This window comes from Achromobacter sp. PD1, assembly GCF_048541815.1.
Lineage (GTDB): Bacteria > Pseudomonadota > Gammaproteobacteria > Burkholderiales > Burkholderiaceae_B > Achromobacter > Achromobacter bronchisepticus_A.
In genome coordinates, this window is sequence record NZ_CP183349.1 from 2303651 (window position 1) to 2320179 (window position 16529).

Annotated in this window: 10 protein-coding genes; 8 read left to right on the plus strand and 2 right to left on the minus strand. The window is 66.3% G+C overall.

Going from position 1 to position 16529, the window contains the following annotated elements:
- The first annotated feature begins 49 nt into the window (after positions 1-49).
- The 8 genes from ACM1PE_RS10905 (at position 50) to ACM1PE_RS10940 (ending at position 12407) form a co-directional block, all read left to right on the plus strand.
- Positions 50-541 carry a pyridoxamine 5'-phosphate oxidase family protein gene (locus ACM1PE_RS10905; protein WP_118931929.1) on the plus strand — a complete coding sequence of 164 codons (492 nt, stop codon included), beginning with the start codon at positions 50-52 and terminating at the stop codon, positions 539-541.
- On the plus strand, positions 538-1902 hold the full coding sequence (locus tag ACM1PE_RS10910; protein ID WP_419343264.1) for a GAF domain-containing protein: 1365 nt from the start codon (positions 538-540) through the stop codon (positions 1900-1902). The genes ACM1PE_RS10905 and ACM1PE_RS10910 overlap by 4 nt, the downstream gene beginning before the upstream one ends.
- A gap of 98 nt (positions 1903-2000) precedes the next feature.
- Complete coding sequence (locus ACM1PE_RS10915) at positions 2001-2468, plus strand: YMGG-like glycine zipper-containing protein (protein WP_118932017.1); 468 nt, start codon at positions 2001-2003, stop codon at positions 2466-2468.
- Between the two features lie 104 nt (positions 2469-2572).
- Complete coding sequence (locus ACM1PE_RS10920; RefSeq protein ID WP_280016018.1) at positions 2573-3241, plus strand: RNA polymerase sigma factor; 669 nt, start codon at positions 2573-2575, stop codon at positions 3239-3241.
- Positions 3238-4290, plus strand: a complete 1053-nt coding sequence (locus ACM1PE_RS10925) for a FecR family protein (RefSeq protein WP_251880358.1) — start codon at positions 3238-3240, stop codon at positions 4288-4290. The genes ACM1PE_RS10920 and ACM1PE_RS10925 overlap by 4 nt, the downstream gene beginning before the upstream one ends.
- 120 nt (positions 4291-4410) lie before the next feature.
- Positions 4411-6882, plus strand: coding sequence for a TonB-dependent siderophore receptor (locus ACM1PE_RS10930; RefSeq protein ID WP_059379667.1), 2472 nt, complete (start codon positions 4411-4413; stop codon positions 6880-6882).
- A 70-nt stretch (positions 6883-6952) separates the two neighbouring features.
- The gene (locus tag ACM1PE_RS10935; RefSeq protein ID WP_419343265.1) at positions 6953-8827 is read left to right on the plus strand and encodes a PepSY domain-containing protein; all 1875 of its coding nucleotides are present in this window, start codon (positions 6953-6955) and stop codon (positions 8825-8827) included.
- A 196-nt stretch (positions 8828-9023) separates the two neighbouring features.
- Complete coding sequence (locus tag ACM1PE_RS10940) at positions 9024-12407, plus strand: autotransporter outer membrane beta-barrel domain-containing protein (protein ID WP_419343266.1); 3384 nt, start codon at positions 9024-9026, stop codon at positions 12405-12407.
- A gap of 78 nt (positions 12408-12485) precedes the next feature.
- On the opposite strand, the gene ACM1PE_RS10945 is transcribed toward ACM1PE_RS10940, so the two are convergent.
- On the minus strand, positions 12486-13154 hold the full coding sequence (locus tag ACM1PE_RS10945) for a response regulator transcription factor (protein WP_059379794.1): 669 nt from the start codon (positions 13152-13154) through the stop codon (positions 12486-12488).
- 97 nt (positions 13155-13251) lie between these two features.
- Complete coding sequence (locus ACM1PE_RS10950) at positions 13252-16524, minus strand: sensor histidine kinase (RefSeq protein WP_059379670.1); 3273 nt, start codon at positions 16522-16524, stop codon at positions 13252-13254.
- Positions 16525-16529: the final 5 nt, after the last annotated feature.

Sequence of the window (16529 nt, forward strand, 5' to 3'; positions counted from 1 at the left end):
CTATGATTTCTGGCACCGTCGAGCTTCAACAGCCCAGGGGTTTCCCGCCGTGCCCATACTGCCCGCCGAATGGATCCTGTGCCTGCCCATGCTGCCTTCGCTGCGGCTGGGCAGTTGCGATCGAGACGGCAATCCCCATGTCTGCAGAGCCCTGGCCGCCGATACGCTGCCGGACGGCCGCATGCTGGTGCTGGTGGCGGAAAATGCCGCGCCCCGGGTCGTGGCCGCCATCCGCGAAACCGCGCAGGTCGCCATGCTGGCCACCTCGCCCCGCACGAACCGCACGCTGCATCTCAAAGGCCGCGACGCCCGCGTCGAAGCCGCCTTGCCCGCGCATGCCGAATTGCTGGCATTGCGGCGCAACACGCTGACCCGGGAGCTCGCCGAAGTCGACGGTTTCGCGGGGGCGCCTTTCCTGGACCACTGGTACGGCGTGGCGGTGCACGAATTGGTGGCGTTGCGCTTTACCGTGGCGGGAGCCTGGAACCAGACGCCGGGTCCGCATGCCGGGCAGGCAGTGGAACTGGAGCCTGGCCCATGAGCGCATTGACCCTGCTGGCGGTTCGACGTGTCCTGGATGGCGGCATTCCGCCCACCTTGTGCAGCGTCTCGGCCGATGGCATCCCCCATGTCAATCTGCTGTCGCACGTGGAGTACGTGGATGGCTGCCACGTGGCCTTGACCTTCCAGTTCTTCAACCGCAGCCGCGAGAACATTCTCGCCACCGGGCGTGCCAGCCTGATGGTGGAGGACCCTTGCACCGGGGCCAGCCTGGCTTTGCAATTGCGTTATCTGCGCACCGAAACCGAAGGCCCGGTGTTCGAGCGCCTGCGCGCCAAGCTGGCCGGCATTGCCGCGCATACCGGCATGGAACACGTGTTCCGGCTGCGCGGCGCCGACATCTACGAGGTGCTGGACATCCAGCCCATGCACGCCGGCGCGTCGCTGCCGACGCTGCAGCCGCGCTGCGATCTGGCCGCCGGCGCGCGGGCCGTGTCGGCACGGCTTGCCGAGTGCGACGAGCTTAGCCTGTTGCCCCAGGTCGCCATGGATGGCTTGCGCCGCGATCTGGCGGTGAGCCATGCCATTCTCTGGTTGCTGGATGAGCAGCGCCAGACCCTGTATGCCTTGGCCAGCATGGGTTATGCGCAGCAGGGCGTGGGCGCCGAAGTGCCGCTGGCCGGAGCCGGCCTGGCGGGCGTAGCCGCGCGCGAAGGCGTGGCGCTGCGCATCGGCCATATGGCGCGCATGTACCGGTACGGCCGCACCCTGCACGAGATGGCCAGCGGCTTGGGCCCGATCGAAGGCCTGCCCATCGCGCTGCCCGGCCTGGCCACCCCTTGCAGCCAGTTGGCCGTCCCGCTGCGCGCGCGGGGGCGCACAGTGGGCGCGCTGCTGGTCGAAAGCGAGAACGACCAGTTCTTCGGGTATGACGACGAGGATGCCTTGGCGGTATTGTGCGCGCAGCTGGCGCAAGCCCTGGTAACGCTGCAAGGCGCCGAGCTGGATGCAGGCGCTCCGCTGCCGCAGGAGACGTCGATCGGGCTGGCGGCGCAGCCGGGCGCGCCTCTCAGCCTGCGCTACTTTCCGCGCGACGGCACGGTCTTCATCGACGGGCAATACCTGATCAAGGGCGTGGCGGGAGCGATTCTGTGGAAGCTGGCCTGCGATGCGCAGCGCCACGGCCGCTGGGGCTTTTCCACGCGCGAACTGCGGCTGGCCGGAAGCGCCCTGGGACTGCCCGATGTGCAGGACAACCTGGGCGTGCGCCTGTTGCTATTGCAGCGCCGCCTGGCGGATTGGGGCGGACCCTTGCAGATCCGCAAGCTGCGCCGCGGCTGCTATGAATTGGTGCCGGGCAGGGCGCTGTCGCTGGAATCCGCGGGCGGGGTTCCGGCCTGATTTCCGCAGGAAGTAACTGTGCCTGGCAGGCGATCGCGGCCAGCCAGGCGGCGCTAAACTGAAACGTCCAGGGTCCCTCACCATCAATGGAGTTTTTCATGAAAAAGTCCATACGCCCCTGTACCGCGACGCTGCTTTCCCTGTTCTGCCTGTGCGCCGGCGCACAGACGGTAACGCCGCTCAAAGGGCAGTCGCCCCAAACCACCCAGCAGGACATCAGCGCATGCCAGGCTTTGTCAGGCAGCGGCGCCAGCGCCAGCACGAACGATCCTAAATCCGGCGGACGGGTCCGTGGCGCCGCCGCGGGCGCGGCAGCAGGTGCGGCAGTAGCCGGCGTGCGCGGCAATCAGCACGAGGAGGTCTACGACCGGATGAGCGACGACGCCAAGCAGCAGTACCGGCAGAACCAGGCGAAAGACGCGGCGGCGGCAGGGATGGTTGTGGGCGGTTCGCGGCAACGCCAGGACCGCCGCCAGGATCGCGCCGAAGCGTCGCAGCAGAATGCGGCAGCGGCCTCCGCGTACAGCAATTGCATGCAGCAGCGCGGGTATCAAGTGGCGCCGTGAGTCGCGAGGCTGGTAGGGATGGGTGAAAGGCACGGGGCCGGGCTGCATTGCGATTGAGAATAAATCTCAGTACAATCCGGCCACTTTCAAATGACCCGCGCCGCATGAGCCGCAACCCTTTGCTGGCGTCCGACACGACACCCGCATCCGCCGACGACAAGAACGGAGATTCCAGCGCGATCGCCAAAGCCTACGCGCGCTGGCGCTTGCCGCTCATGCGCGGCCTGGCGCGGTTCAAGGGCAGCATAGGCAGCGCCGAAGACGCGTTGCACGATGGCGTCGTCAAATGGGTGGCGGCGAATCCCGCGCTGGACTCTTCCGATGAACAGGGCGCCTACCTGCGCAGGACGGTGTTGAACGGCGTGGCGGACGAATTCCGCGAACGCAAGGCAGGCCGGCGCTTGCAGACGGTGTCGCTCGATGAAGCGGAAGAGGGCGTGCAGGCCATGGCGGCGGGCGATGCGGCGTGTCCCATGCGCGCGGCCGCGCATCAGCAACGGCTTGCGCGCCTGGGCGAAGCCTTGCAGGAACTCCCCGAACGCCAGCGTGAAGCCTTTGTGCTGAGCCGTTTCGATGGATTGACTCAGGACGAAGTCGCTGCCCGCATGCAGATATCGCGGCGCATGGTCGTCAAGCATCTGGCGCGGGCCATCGCGTACTGCGAGGTCCGCGTGCACTATGCTACGGTTGCGCAGATGCAGCAATTGCATCGGCCTGCTGGCGGCGATGCCGGCCTGGACAATAACAACAACAGCGACGCTGCCTCGTCATGACCGACCCGTCTTCCTCTGCCTCGCCGGACACGCTTGCCCTGCACGAAGCGGCGGCCGAGTGGCTGGTGCGCCGCCAGGATGCCAGCTGGTCGGACGCCGATGAAGAGGAGCTGCATGCCTGGCTGGCCGCGCGGCCCGCGCATCGGCAGGCCTATTCGCGGGTATCGCGAACCTGGGAGGACCTGTCGCAGGCGCCGCGGCCCGCCTTGGCCTCCGACGCGCAGGCCGCCAGCCGTTCATCCCCGCGCTTGCCGCGCCGCGCTTCGCGGAAGGCCTCCGTCCGGCCGGGCTTCTGGGGCGCGCTGTTGGGGCAACCGGGTTTCTCCAAGACCTTCGCCGCCGCCTGTGCGGCGCTGGTGGTGGGCGGCGGCTACGGTTGGTATCGCTGGGACAACACGCCCGGCTATGTACTGAGCGTGAGCACCGCCGCGGGAGAGGTGCGTCAGCTGGACCTGCCCGACGGCTCGCATGTCGCGTTGAATTTCGGCAGCACGCTGGAGGTCCGCTACTACCCGCGGCGCCGCGAGCTGGTGTTGAACCAGGGCGAAGGGTTTTTTGACGTGGCGCCGGACGCCGGCCGGCCATTTACCGTTGATGCCCGCCGCAGCAGGATCACCGTGGTGGGCACGGCCTTCAATGTGCGCAACACGCCAGAGGAAGTCATCGTCAAGGTGTCGCACGGCCGCGTGCGCGTGCAGCCCGACCGCGACCAGGCCAGGCCGGAGCTGTCGCTGGGCGCGGAACAAGGCGTGACCGTGGATGCGCGCAACGCCACCCATCAGGCGGTGACGGCGGTGCCGGACGGGGTGGGCGGATGGCGCACTGGCCGTCTGGCGTACCGGCGCACGCCGCTGGGCGAAGTGGCCCAGGAAGTTGCGCAGTACTTGGGCAAGCCGGTGGCGCTGGACAACCCGGGCCTGAAGTCCCTGCCGGTCTCGGGCTTTGCCGCGACCAATGCGCCGGCCGCATTCCTGGAAGCCCTGCCGGATCTGCTGCCGGTGCAGGTCAAGCGCGCGCCCGACGGCGGCTACCTGATCCTGGATCGCTGAGCGTGCAGGCGCCTGCCTGGAAATTATTTTTGTTTGCAGGCGGTATGCGGGTTCCCAATCCCGTGCCGCAATCCGTTTACTCCCGCAAGGCCGGTAGCGGCCAACAACGATGGAGCGGGAATGGGACGGGGATTGTTGAAGGACGCGCTGGCTGGCGGCGCGTTGACGGCGGGCATGCAACTCAGGGCCATGCCGGTGATGGTGGCGTGCGCGCTGGCCGCCCTGGCGTCGCCCGCTGCGGTGCACGCGCAGCAGCAGGCGCAGGTGGATTTCAGCATTCCGGCTCAACCGCTGGAACATGCCTTGAGGCTGTTTTCGGAACAGTCCCGGCATCAGGTGCTGTTCGATGAGGCCGTGGTGGCGGGCAAGCGCGCGCCAGCGGTCAATGGCCGCCTTACGCCGCGGGAGGCGCTGGATCAGTTGCTGGCCGGCGCCAATGTGCGCGTGAACAGCGCCAGACCGAACGTGTACACCTTGACGGCCATCGGGCAATCGTCGGGCGATGCGGTGACGCTGCAGTCGGTGACGGTCAGCGGCAGCGGCGTGGGCAATCCGACCACCGAAGGAACCGGCTCGTACACGAGCGACGCCATCACGATCAGCAAGATGACGCAGTCGGTCAGGGAAACGCCGCAGTCGGTCAGCGTGCTCACGCGCCAGTTGCTGGACGACAAGAACCTGACCACCCTGGACGAGGCGCTGGCGCAGACCACCGGCGTGACGAAGACGGCCAGAAACTTCGGCAACCACAAGTTCTCGATACGCGGCTTCACCGTCGACGACAACAACTATCTGGTCGATGGCGTGGCCGGGGTGGTCTATGCCCCGGTGGGCTGGCTGCCCATCGACACCGCGGTATTCGACCGGGTCGAAGTGCTGCGCGGCGCGGCCGGCTTGATGCTGGGCTCGGCGGACCCCAGCGGCGCGATCAACATGGTGCGCAAGCGCCCGCGCGGCGAAGGCCATTTCGAGGGTTCCACCACGGTCGGATCCTGGAACAACTACCGCATGGAACTTGATGGCGGCGGCCCGCTCAACGAGTCCGGCACGGTGCGCGGCCGCCTGGTGACCGCCTATCAGGACCGCCATTACTTCTACGATGGCACGAAGTCGAAGTCGCCCCTGGTCTACGGCGTGATCGACGCCGATCTCGGGCGCGACACCACGCTGACGTTCGGGGCGCGCCACCAGGCCACCGACACGGACGGCTATTGGCTGTTCGGCCTGCCGCGCTATACCGATGGCGGCGCGCTGGACGTTTCACGCTCGACCTCGCTGATCCAGGACTGGAATCGGCAGAAGGGCCAGGTGAACGAAGTGTTCGCCGAAGCCGAGCACCGGTTCGACAAGGACTGGAAGCTGCGCCTGTCTCTCAACCACACCGAGGTGGACCTGGACCAGCGCGTGGCCATTCCGATCGGCGGCGTGGATCGGGCGACTGGCGTCGGTTCGAGCTTCTACACCATCTACTTCAACAATGCGCGGGTGAAGAGCGATGGCGTCGATCTGAACACGACGGGCAGTTTCCAGGCGCTGGGCGGCACGCACCAGATTCTGCTTGGCACCAGCTGGTCGCGCCAGCGCGTCAATCAGAAGTCGGCGAATCTGGACAGCGACTCGCCCATCAACGTGTACCACCCGGACCATTCCTCCATCCCTGAGCCGGCGCGTCCAGCGTGGGACAGCAAGGAGACCTCGCAGTTGGAGCAGACCAGCCTGTACGGCAGCATGCGCCTGCAACTGGCGGAGCCCCTGCATTTGCTGCTGGGCGGCAAGTTCAGCTGGCTGAAGTACCGGTCCGACGACGGGCTGACGGGCGCGAGAACCCGGGACTATGAGCAGAAGCATGAATTCACGCCCTATGCCGGACTGGTCTACGACCTGGACCAGCAATGGTCGGTCTACACCAGCTACGCCGACACCTACCAGCCGCAGAGCACCTACGTAACGTCTTCGGGCAAGCCGCTGGACCCGTCCATCGGCGCCAATTACGAGGCGGGGGTGAAGGGCGAACTCTACGACGGACGCCTGAACGTATCCGCCGCGGTATTCGCGGTGAAGAAGTCCGGCATCGCCGTGGAGGACATGTCTGCCCCTGGCAACTGCCCGGGTTCGCTGGCCTCGCCCAATTGCTATCGCAACGGCGGCACCCTGCGCAGCAAGGGCTTTGAACTGGAAGCCAGCGGGGAATTGTCGCCGGGCTGGCAGGTGATGGCCGGCTACACCTACGTCACCAGCCGCGACGACGAAGGCGAAACGATCAGCGCGGAAACGCCGCGCCATCTGTTCCGCCTGTCCACCACCTACCAGTTGCCGGGCCGTTGGAATGCCTTCAGCGTCGGCGGCGGCGTGTCGGCGCAAAGCGGCTACTCGTACAAGGCCTACGACGACATGTCGGTGCGGATGGGCGCGCCCGGCCGCGCGGTGTGGGATTTGCGCGCGGGCTATCGCATCAACAAGCACTGGTCCGCCAGCCTGAACGTGGCGAACGTGTTCGACAAGGACTACTACGGCATGGTCAGCCAGATCCGGCGCGGCAACCATTACGGCGAGCCCCGCAACGTGATGCTGACCTTGCGGGGCACGTTGTGACCGGCCGGTTGTCGGTCGGTGATCGCTGCGGCCTGCGGACCCGATTGTGAAAGGGGTATTCCGTCAAAGCATGTCCTGGCTGCACACCTGGTGCGGCCTGACTTGCGGCTGGCTGCTGTGCGCGATCTTCCTGACCGGCACGCTCAGCGTGTTCCGGGAACCCATCACGCGCTGGATGGAAGCGGGGCCGCCGGCCAGCTCCGCCTCTGATGCCGCTGCGGATGCCAAGCAGTGGCTGCCGCGGGCAACGCAGGAGTTGTCGTCCCGCGCCGCGGCGGCCTCCGCCTGGGATATCGCCCTGCCGGCCAGACCCGGCTGGCCCGTGCAGCTGTCCTGGCGCACGGACGATGGCGCGCGCCACGAGGTCTGGCTGGACTCCCGGACTGGCGCGGTGCAGCCGCCGCCCCAGATACGCGAGACCGAGGGCGGCCGGCATTTCATGTCCTTTCACTACACCTTGCACGGCGGCTTGCCGGGTTACTGGCTGGTGGGTTGGATATCCATGTGCATGCTGGTCGCGCTGGTCTCGGGCGTGGTGGTGCACAAGCGCATCTTCAAGGATTTCTTCACTTTTCGCCCGGGCAAGGGGCTGCGCAGCTGGCTGGATGCCCATAACGCCACGGCGGTGCTGACGCTGCCGTTCCTGTTCATGATCGGGTACACGGGACTGGCGTTCTTCTACACCAGCTACATGCCGTGGCCGCTGCATGCGGTGTATGGCGGGGACGCCGGCGCCTATCGCCGTTACCAGGCCCAACTTGCGCCTGCGCTGCCTGCGCCTGGCTTCGCAGGGCCGGGTTTGGGCGGGGTGCCGGATCTGTATCCCTTGCTATCGCGCGCGCGCGAGCTGACCGGGCAGGATGCTGCGCGCATCACGATAGACCGTCCGGGCGACGCCCGCAGCATGGTCCTGGTGTCCGGCCGCAAGCCCTTGGCCAGCGCGGCCCCGCAGCTGCTCACCGATGCCAGCCGCGTCGCGTTCGATGCGGCAAGCGCAGCGGTATTGCAGGTCGTGCCCGCTCAGCACGACGGGTTTGAAGCCAGGCAGGTCCACGAGACGATCGAAGCCCTGCACAAGGCGGATTTCGGCGGATGGACCATCAAGTGGCTGTACTTCTTCAGCGGTCTGATGGGCACCGCCATGATCGCCATCGGTACGCTGTTGTTCTCCATCAAGCGGCGCAGGAAGAGCGAGCATGAGTTCGGCGGGGCCACGGCTCTGGTTTACCGTTGGGTCGAGGCCTTCAACGTCGCCGCGCTGGCAGGCATTGCGCTGGCAAGCATCGCCTACTTTTACGGCAACAGGTTGATTCCGGCGTCCTGGCCCCAGCGCAGCGCCGCAGAGATTCAGTTCTTTTTCGCGGTGTGGACCGCCTCATTGGCCCATGCGTTGTGGCGCCAGCCCCGACAAGCGTGGATCGAGCAGCTGGCAGCAGCGGCCGTGCTATGCGTGGGTTTGCCGGTGTTGAACTGGGCGACGACCGGGCGGCATTTGCAGGCGTATGCCGTCAGCGGGGAGGGGTTGCTCGCAGCGGTGGAACTCACCGCGCTCGTCTTCGGCCTGGCGCTGGCATACATGGCTTGCGCGCTGCGGCGGCATTGGGGGGGTGAGCCAACGGCCGCTGCAGCGCAGCCGCGGAAAGCGCGGCTCGCCGGCGACGGAACCGCGGCACAGCGATGGCGGACCGGCGGCCGCGTGCTGGCGGCCGCCGCGGGCGGCTATCTGGTGTCGGCCCTGGCGATGTCGGCGTTGGCGCTGATTCTGCCGGCCGTGGCCGGCGCGTCGCGGGCTGTGGGCGTACTGACTGGAACGCTATTGAGTTTTGTCGCATATGCCGCGATCGCGGTGGGCGTATTTGGCGCCCGTAGCGCAGGGCGGGCCTGGTCGGCGCTGGCAATGGCGTGCGTGGCGGCTGGGGCGCTGTTGGCGTGGTTGGGCACGTAGAGAGAGGTTGCCGACCGGGGGGATGGGGTTTTAATAATCTTATGATTCTTGCTGGAGCCTTGACTCTAGAGAATGAGGCCTCTTCTTCATTCTCTCCTTGTCCAGGTCGCAGGCTTATTGATCGATAGGCAATGCACTATCGCGGGTGATTTGCGATGTTCGTCAGCGGACCTTGGCAGGGGCCAAGGAATCCACCATGAACCAGCATCTCACCCCCATTATGATCGGCATACTGGCCGCCACGCTTCCCGCCTACCCGGTCGTCGGCGTTGCGGCGGAACTCGGCCAGGTGGATGTATCGGATCCAACGGGCGGCACGCAGATGACGTTGGAGTCCGGGGCTACGGTCACCCATGCTGGCGCCGGAGCAGCCATCACTGTCTCTATCGCGGGCAACAAGGTGATCGGAGACGGCATCCGTATCACCGCGGGCGGAGCAGGCGGCCAGAACACCCCGGGCGTCAAGGCCAGCCAGGGCGGGGCGGCGGAACTGTCCAACGGCAGCGTGCAGACCGTGGGCACCGGGTATTACGCATATGGCCTGCATGCGACGGGCGCGGGCAGTTCGATATCGGCCGTCAATACCGAAATCAGCACCGCGGGCTTGTATTCCCATGGGGCCTACGCGCAGTCGGGCGGAAAAGTCACCCTGAAAGGCGGCAGCGTCTCCCTGGCAAACAACGGCAGCACCGGATTGCGCGCGGAAGGCGCAAACTCCCTCATCACGGCGGAGTCCCTCGATATCACCACGGCCGCCAATAACAGCGCCGCCGTTTATGTCGATAACGGCGGTCGGGTCGAACTGACAGGCGTCAATGCCAGCGTGCGTGGCAATACGATCGCCGCGATGGCCGCGAGAGGCGCCACGTCGACGCTGTCGCTCAAGGACACGCACCTCACGGCTGTCTCCGGCAGGGGCATCGACGCGGAAAGCGGGAGGCTCGTGATGGCGGGCGGCTCGGTGACCGCCTATGGCGACGCGATCATGGCGAACAGCGTTTACGGCGTCCCGGGCGGCGCCGTGGAAGTCAGCGATGCGACGCTGTCGAGTTCCAACGGGTACGGCATCAATCTCAACGCGGACGGCGCTTCGGCCAAGCTGCGCGACGTATCAATCTCGGCCACGCGTTCGTGGGGAGCGGGGATCTGGCTCATCGGCGTCGATAGCGAACTTGACGCGGTCGGCCTGCACATCGACTCCCAGTCGCTCGGTATCGACAACCGGCGGGGCCGCGCGATCCTGCGCGGGGGCTCCATCACCACGCGTGGCAACAATGCGCATGGGCTGTATGCGTCGCGCGAAGGGGGAACCCAGGCCACCATAGAAACCTACGGCACACGGATCCAGACCAGCGGCGCGGGTTCGGTTGGCGCGCTGGCGCGGGTATCCGGCGCCAGCATTTCGTTGACGGACTCCACCATCGAAACCGAAGGCGTCGTGGCGCACGGACTGTTTTCCAGCGGAACCAACTCGAAGGTCAGCGCGACAGGAACCGTCGTGCGCACTAGCGGCGTCGACGCCACGGGCCTCGCCATGAGCAACCGGACCATCGTGATGCTGGACAGCACGCAGCTGAGTACCCAAGGCGTCGACGCATTCGGGATCTGGAGCTACGTGACGGGCGATGACATCACCAATACGCTATTCCTCACGAACGGAAGCCGCGTCGACACGCAGGACGCCACGGCGTTGCTGGTCACTGGCGGCAACCATGATTTCACGCTGCGCGACGCGCAAGTCACGGCGCGCCGTGGCGGTGTCGAGGACGGCGCCTTGCTTCTGCACGCGCGGGCGATCGATGTCACCAGCGGCGGCACTACCACGACCATCGAAGCGGGGCAGGTCAACCTGGACGCCGCTGGCTCCACCCTGGTCGGTGACATCCTGGCCGACAGCGGCGTAGTGGACGTTGCGCTCAAGAACTCCAGCGTGTTGACCGGCGCGCTCATCTCCCGCGGGGGCCGCATCAATAGTCTGGGCGTGGACGCCACCAGCACCTGGAATGTTCGGGGCGATTCTTCCTTCGGCGTCCTGAACAACGCGGGCACGGTGAGTTTCGTCGCACCCGACGCGCACGCGGGCTTCAAGACGGTGACCGTCAACGACTACGCCGGCGGCGGCACGCTGGTCATGAACACTCGGCTGGGCGATGATGGTTCCCTGACCGACAAGCTGGTGATCGACGGCGGTTCCACCTCCGGCACCACGGCCATGCGTATTGTCAACGCGGGCGGCGCGGGCGGGCAGACCACGCAAGGCATCCGACTGGTGGAAACGATCAACGGAGGCACCACCACTGCGGACGCGTTTCGCCTGGACGCCGGGTCGACGGGCTACCGCGCTAGCGCGGGAACCATCGCGATCAATGGCTATGACTACAGCCTTGTGCGCGGCGGCGCCAATGGCGTGGCGTCAGACTGGTACCTGACTTCCGTCTATACGCCGGGCGGCGAGGTCGACCCGGAAACGCCGGAGCCGCCGATCACGGATCCAGGCGGTGAGGTCGACCCGGAAAAGCCGGAACCGCCGGTCACTGAGCCCGGCGGGCCGGTGGCGCCGCCCGAGATCACCCCGCCCGGCGGCGAGGGCTACGTCAACGTCTCGCCGGAAAGTGGCGCGTACCTGGGCAACCAGTTGGCGGCGACGCGGATGTTCATGCACAGCCTGCATGACCGCGCGGTGGGTCGGATCCCGTCGGCTAATGATGCGACGGATAAAGCCGGCAATACGCTCTGGGCGCGCGTGAAAGGTAGCCACGACAGCGGCCTGCGCATGACACAGGGCAAGGTCGACGTCGACACGGACAGCTACGTCATGCAGTTGGGCGGCGATGTGCTGCACGCCCGCGCGGGTCAGGACGGCGTCATGTTTGCCGGCGTGATGGCGGGTTACGGCGATGCGCGGGCGAACTCCACGTCGCGGCTCATGCTGCCTGGCTCGAACTCGTCCGTGAACGCGCGAGCGCGGGGCAAGGTTACGGGCTACTCCGTCGGCGTGTATGCCACGGCCTACGCCAATGACGTCACCCGCCTGGGCGCCTATGCGGACTCCACGCTGCAGTACGCCCGCTACTCGAACCAGATCAGCAGCGAACTGGGATCGGCGCGCTATCACGCCCATGCCTGGATGGCTTCGGTCGAAGCAGGCTATGCGGTGCGGCCGTTCGCGCCCGGTTCGGTCCTGGCCGCCGTGGTGGTCGAGCCTCAGGTTCAAGTGGCCTACACCCGGTACGACGCCGAAGACGCCAGGCTGCCGGGCATGAAGCTGGAGAGCGGCAGCGCGAATTCAGTGACCACGCGGGTCGGCGCGCGCGTTTATCCTCTGGGCAAGTCCGAGGTTGGGGCGACGATGCGTCCGTTCCTGGAGGCCAATTGGCTGCACAATACAGGCACCCCGCAGGTCGCGATCGGTGACGGGCGCTTCAGCGTCAAGCCGTTGCGCGACGCGGCTGAGTTGAAGATGGGCGCCGAGGGCAGGATAGGCAAGTCCCTTTATCTGGCGGGCCAGGTGTCTGGCCTGGCCGGTAGCGGCGACCAGCGCGGGATAGGCGGGATGTTGAACGTGACCTATCGCTGGTAAGGGCCGGTCAGCGTCAAGCAACGCCCGGTTGCGCGGTGAGCGCAGCCGGGCGTTACGCGTGGACGGGCGGGACGGCGCTCAGGCGAATCCTTGTTCGTCGGCGTAGCGCAGCAGTTCGGCGTTGCTGTCGATGTTGAGCTTGCGCATGGCCGACTGCTTTTGCGTGCCGATGGTTGCGACGGACCGGTTCAGCCGGCGCGCGATCTCCGTCACCGACAGCCCCAGCGCGAACAGGCGCACCACTTCGAGTTCCTTGGGCGACAGGCTCTTGGTGCGGCCAGCGCCTCCCATCGTCACATCATTCTGGCTGAGCCGCTTGTCGACGCCGGCCGACAGGATCGTCTCTGCTCCGGTCATGGCGCGTACGCATACCGCCACCAGCTTGTCGATGGGTTCGTCTTTGCCGACGATGCCCGCCACGCCCAGTTGCCGCAATTGGCTGAGAATGCCGCTATTGGTCAGCATCGTGAAGACCACGATCGGGATCTGCGGAAATTGGCGCTGCAGGCGCTCGATGAGGCGCAGGCCGTCCTCGTCCGCTGCGTCGGACTGCATCGTGAAGTCGGTCACGATCAAGTTGCAGGGGTGGTTTTGGGCCGCCGCAAGGAGTTCCAGTCCGGAGCGGGCAGTCGCCACGACGCTGAAGCCCGGAACCCCATTGAGAGATTCGGCCACGGCAAGCGAGATGATCGGATGATCATCGGCGACGATGATACGTACATCCTGTGCAGACAAAGGCTTGCTCATGAATGGGCTATCGAATGGCGCGGCTTCCGAAGCCATCCAGGCTTCCGAGTGTGGTCATTCTAATCCAAGTTCCTGCCGGGACACGGCGAAAACGGGTTTAGATTTCCGCCAGCATGCGTCGTAGCGCGCCGGCCAGGGCTTGGGCTTCGCTGAACGTCACCGCGTTCAGTCCTTCGTTGTGCAGCGCCGCTTCCAGCGCCTCCAGCCTGCGGGTCAGCGCTGTCATGTGCACGACGCCGACCGCGCCCCGGATGCGGTGCAGCGTCTTTTGCAGCAGGTGCAGGTCGTCGGCCGCCAGTGTCTGTTCCAGCTGCTCCAGATCGTCCTGCATCGTAGTGATGAAAAGCGCGCGGAACTTGATGGACGCCGGGGGCGGCGTGCTGGCTGCCGCGGGAAGCAAGCGGGTCATGGCCGTCGCGATGCCCGAAGCGCCGGCGTTGCGGTGCTGCAGATGGCGGCGCAGCGTGCGCAACTCGATAGGCTTGACGAGCCATGACGTCATGCCTGCATCCAGGCAGCGCTCTTCCTCTTCGCGCATCGCGTTTGCCGTGACGCCGATGATAGGGACCTTGACGCCTTGGGCGCGCAGTTCGCGAGCCAGGTCGTAGCCGTTCATGCGGGGCATGTTGACGTCGGTCAGCAGCACGTCGTAGGTTCCCAGTCCCCAAAGCGTCAATGCCTCGGCGCCATTCGGGGCCACTGTCGCGGTACAGCCCAGCTGTTGCAGCTGATTCTGCAACGTCGCCTGATTGATCGGGTTGTCTTCGGCGACCAGGACCCGCAGCCCCAAAGGCGCGAATATGATCGCTTCCGCAGCGCCAGGCGGCGGTGTCAGCTGGCCCCGCAAGGCGCCCAGGATGCCGGCGGCGATCTGATCCACGCCGGGTATGACCCGGATGGTGCGGGCGGAGGGCGCCTTGACGCCAGCGGCCGCCAGCACGTGGTGGCCGGCCCAGTCCAGGGCATCCAGGTCGGGTCCGCTGAACAGCACGTCCAGCAGCACCTCGTCGGGCGCGCCCAAGGGCAGGGGGGCCGGAGCGGGGGCGGCCTGCGCGCCCCAGAGATTCAGCCACAGGCAAACGTTGTCGGTCAGCTCGCGATTGGGGCTGCGCACCAGGACGCGAGCGCCGCGCAGATCGGGCGTATCGAGCGGCCGGCCGGGCACGGTCCGCAGCGGCAACTCCAGCGAAAAGCTGCTGCCCAGCCCCAGTTCGCTGGTCACCCGTATCTCGCTGCCCATCAGCTTGGCCAGGCGCGCGCAGATGGGCAGGCCGATCCCCGTGCCTCGCACCGTATGCGATGCGCCATCGATCTGGTAGAAGGGCACGAAGAGTTGGGTCTGTTCGTCCTTGCCGATGCCGATGCCCGTATCGACGACCTGGAGCGTGAGGGTCGTTTGGTCGGCCGCGGCGCTTGCAACCTTCAGGCGTGCGATCACATGCCCCGATTCGCTGAATTTGATGGCGTTGCTCAGCAGGTTGCCCAGTATCTGCCGGATTCGGGCGGCGTCGCCCGTCACCCAGGGCGGCACGTCGATGTCCACGCAACAGAACAGCAGCAGGCCCTTTTGCTCGGCCATCGCCGCATAGGAGCTGGTGCAGCTCTGCACCAGTTCACGAGGGTTGAACTCCGTGGACTCCAGCACAAGCTGGCCGGCTTCGATCTTGGTGATGTCCAGGATGTCGCTGATGAGCTGGAGCAGGATTGCCGACGAGCTTTGCATGCGCTCCAGATGCTGGCGTTGTTCGCGGTCCAGCTGCGTCAACCCCATCAGTTCCAATGTCCCCAGCACGCCATAGAGTGGCGTGCGGATTTCGTGGCTCATGGTCGCCAGGAACGTGGACTTGGCTTCGCTGGCCTTATCCGCTTCCCGCTTGGCCTGTGCCAGCGCGCGTTCTATCGACGCCCGGGCGCTGATGTCGGAAAAGGCGCACAGCACGACATCCCGGTTGTTATAGCGCGTCGGTGCATAGGCGACATACAGCGGGCGGCCGTCGGCGGCATGGAAATTGGCGATGGTTCCCGGCGCGGTCGCCGCCAGCACCTGGCGCAGCAGCAGATTGGCCTCCGGCGTGTTTTCGAGCGGCTGGCCGGCTTCGACGCCCAGCCATTGCAGCGCCAGGCCGTTGCCGAACACGATGTCGCCCGTGGGACGCGCCAGCAGGCAGAGCGCCACGGGCGCGGTCTCGATCAGCGTGCGGCTGAATTCTTCTCGTTCGACGATTTTGTGCTGGGCATTCTGCGCGGGCGCGATCACGCTGCGGTTGAACCAGCGCACGAAGGCGAAGCCGCCGCCCAGGCTCAAGAGCAGGAGCAAGGCGGCGGTGATCGGCAGCCAGAGATTGTCCTGGAAGAAAACGGGATAGTCGACCCGATACACGCCGGTCCAGACGCCGGTCGAGTCGGTGGTGCGCAGCACCAGCCCGTCGGCCGTATAGTGCAGCCCGTTCTCGCTCACCCTTGGACGGTCGCCGTCGCCCAGCAGTATGCCGGCTTCGCGGTGCGACAGCCAGAATCCGCCGTACAGGGGCCGGCTCATCGCCTTTTCGAAGATGCTGATGCGGTGGTGGCTGAGCAGCGTGGCGGCATAGATCGCGGGCGTTGTCCCCGGTCTGCCGCTCCATGCCGATGGCGGGACGTTGGCGTAGATCATTCCCAACATGCTGCCCGGCAGCTCTGCCGTACGGAACCAATGAATGCGGCCCGCGCTGGCCGGCCCCGGCAAGCCGGGCAGATCCTGATCGATCAGGCGTTGCTGGACCGCATCCAGTTGGCGTAGTTCCGCGCGTATGGCGTCCGTGGCCGCCAGGAAGTGCCGCGGGGTCAGCATCTCGTAGCCGGACGGCGCGTCGACCGCCGGGACGCTGAGACTGATGCTGTCGTTCTGGTTGACCAGGAAACTGGTGGACGCGGGGAAATAGGACGACGCCCAGTAGGTGGAGTAGAAATTCGCCAGATAGCCGCCCAGGCCCGCCAGCCGCCGGCCGGCCGTGGGACAGTCGGACGGGTCCCCGCATGCCAGGGAGAACGCCATTTCGGCGCTGCTGTGCTGCCCATCGAGGAGCTGCATGCCGAAGCGTTCGCGGACGCTCGTTGCATGCAGGGAAATCGTGGTCGAAGTGTTTTCGGCAGGCAGCGATGGGCTATGCGAGCGCAGCTTGTTCAGGAACTGTTCCTGGGCATGGACATAGCCGATGAGTATGGTGAAATCCAGGTTCAGGCGTTCGCGCTCTTGTTCGATGATGCGCTGCAGGCCCCAGAAAAGCGCGCTGCCCAGCACCAGCACCAGGGGCAATATGCCGAACAAGGCCAGGTTCAACCAGCGCGAGGTGCGCGTAATCCTGCCGAATGGCGTGTCCTGCAAGGGCATGAACG

Coding starts and splice junctions, on each gene's coding strand:
- ACM1PE_RS10910 (WP_419343264.1), top strand. CDS start 538: ATGAGCGCATTGACCCTGCTGGCGGTTCGACGTGTCCTGGATGGCGGC.
- ACM1PE_RS10915 (WP_118932017.1), top strand. CDS start 2,001: ATGAAAAAGTCCATACGCCCCTGTACCGCGACGCTGCTTTCCCTGTTC.
- ACM1PE_RS10920 (WP_280016018.1), top strand. CDS start 2,573: ATGAGCCGCAACCCTTTGCTGGCGTCCGACACGACACCCGCATCCGCC.
- ACM1PE_RS10925 (WP_251880358.1), top strand. CDS start 3,238: ATGACCGACCCGTCTTCCTCTGCCTCGCCGGACACGCTTGCCCTGCAC.
- ACM1PE_RS10930 (WP_059379667.1), top strand. CDS start 4,411: ATGGGACGGGGATTGTTGAAGGACGCGCTGGCTGGCGGCGCGTTGACG.
- ACM1PE_RS10935 (WP_419343265.1), top strand. CDS start 6,953: ATGTCCTGGCTGCACACCTGGTGCGGCCTGACTTGCGGCTGGCTGCTG.
- ACM1PE_RS10940 (WP_419343266.1), top strand. CDS start 9,024: ATGAACCAGCATCTCACCCCCATTATGATCGGCATACTGGCCGCCACG.
- ACM1PE_RS10945 (WP_059379794.1), bottom strand. CDS start 13,154: ATGAGCAAGCCTTTGTCTGCACAGGATGTACGTATCATCGTCGCCGAT.
- ACM1PE_RS10950 (WP_059379670.1), bottom strand. CDS start 16,524: ATGCCCTTGCAGGACACGCCATTCGGCAGGATTACGCGCACCTCGCGC.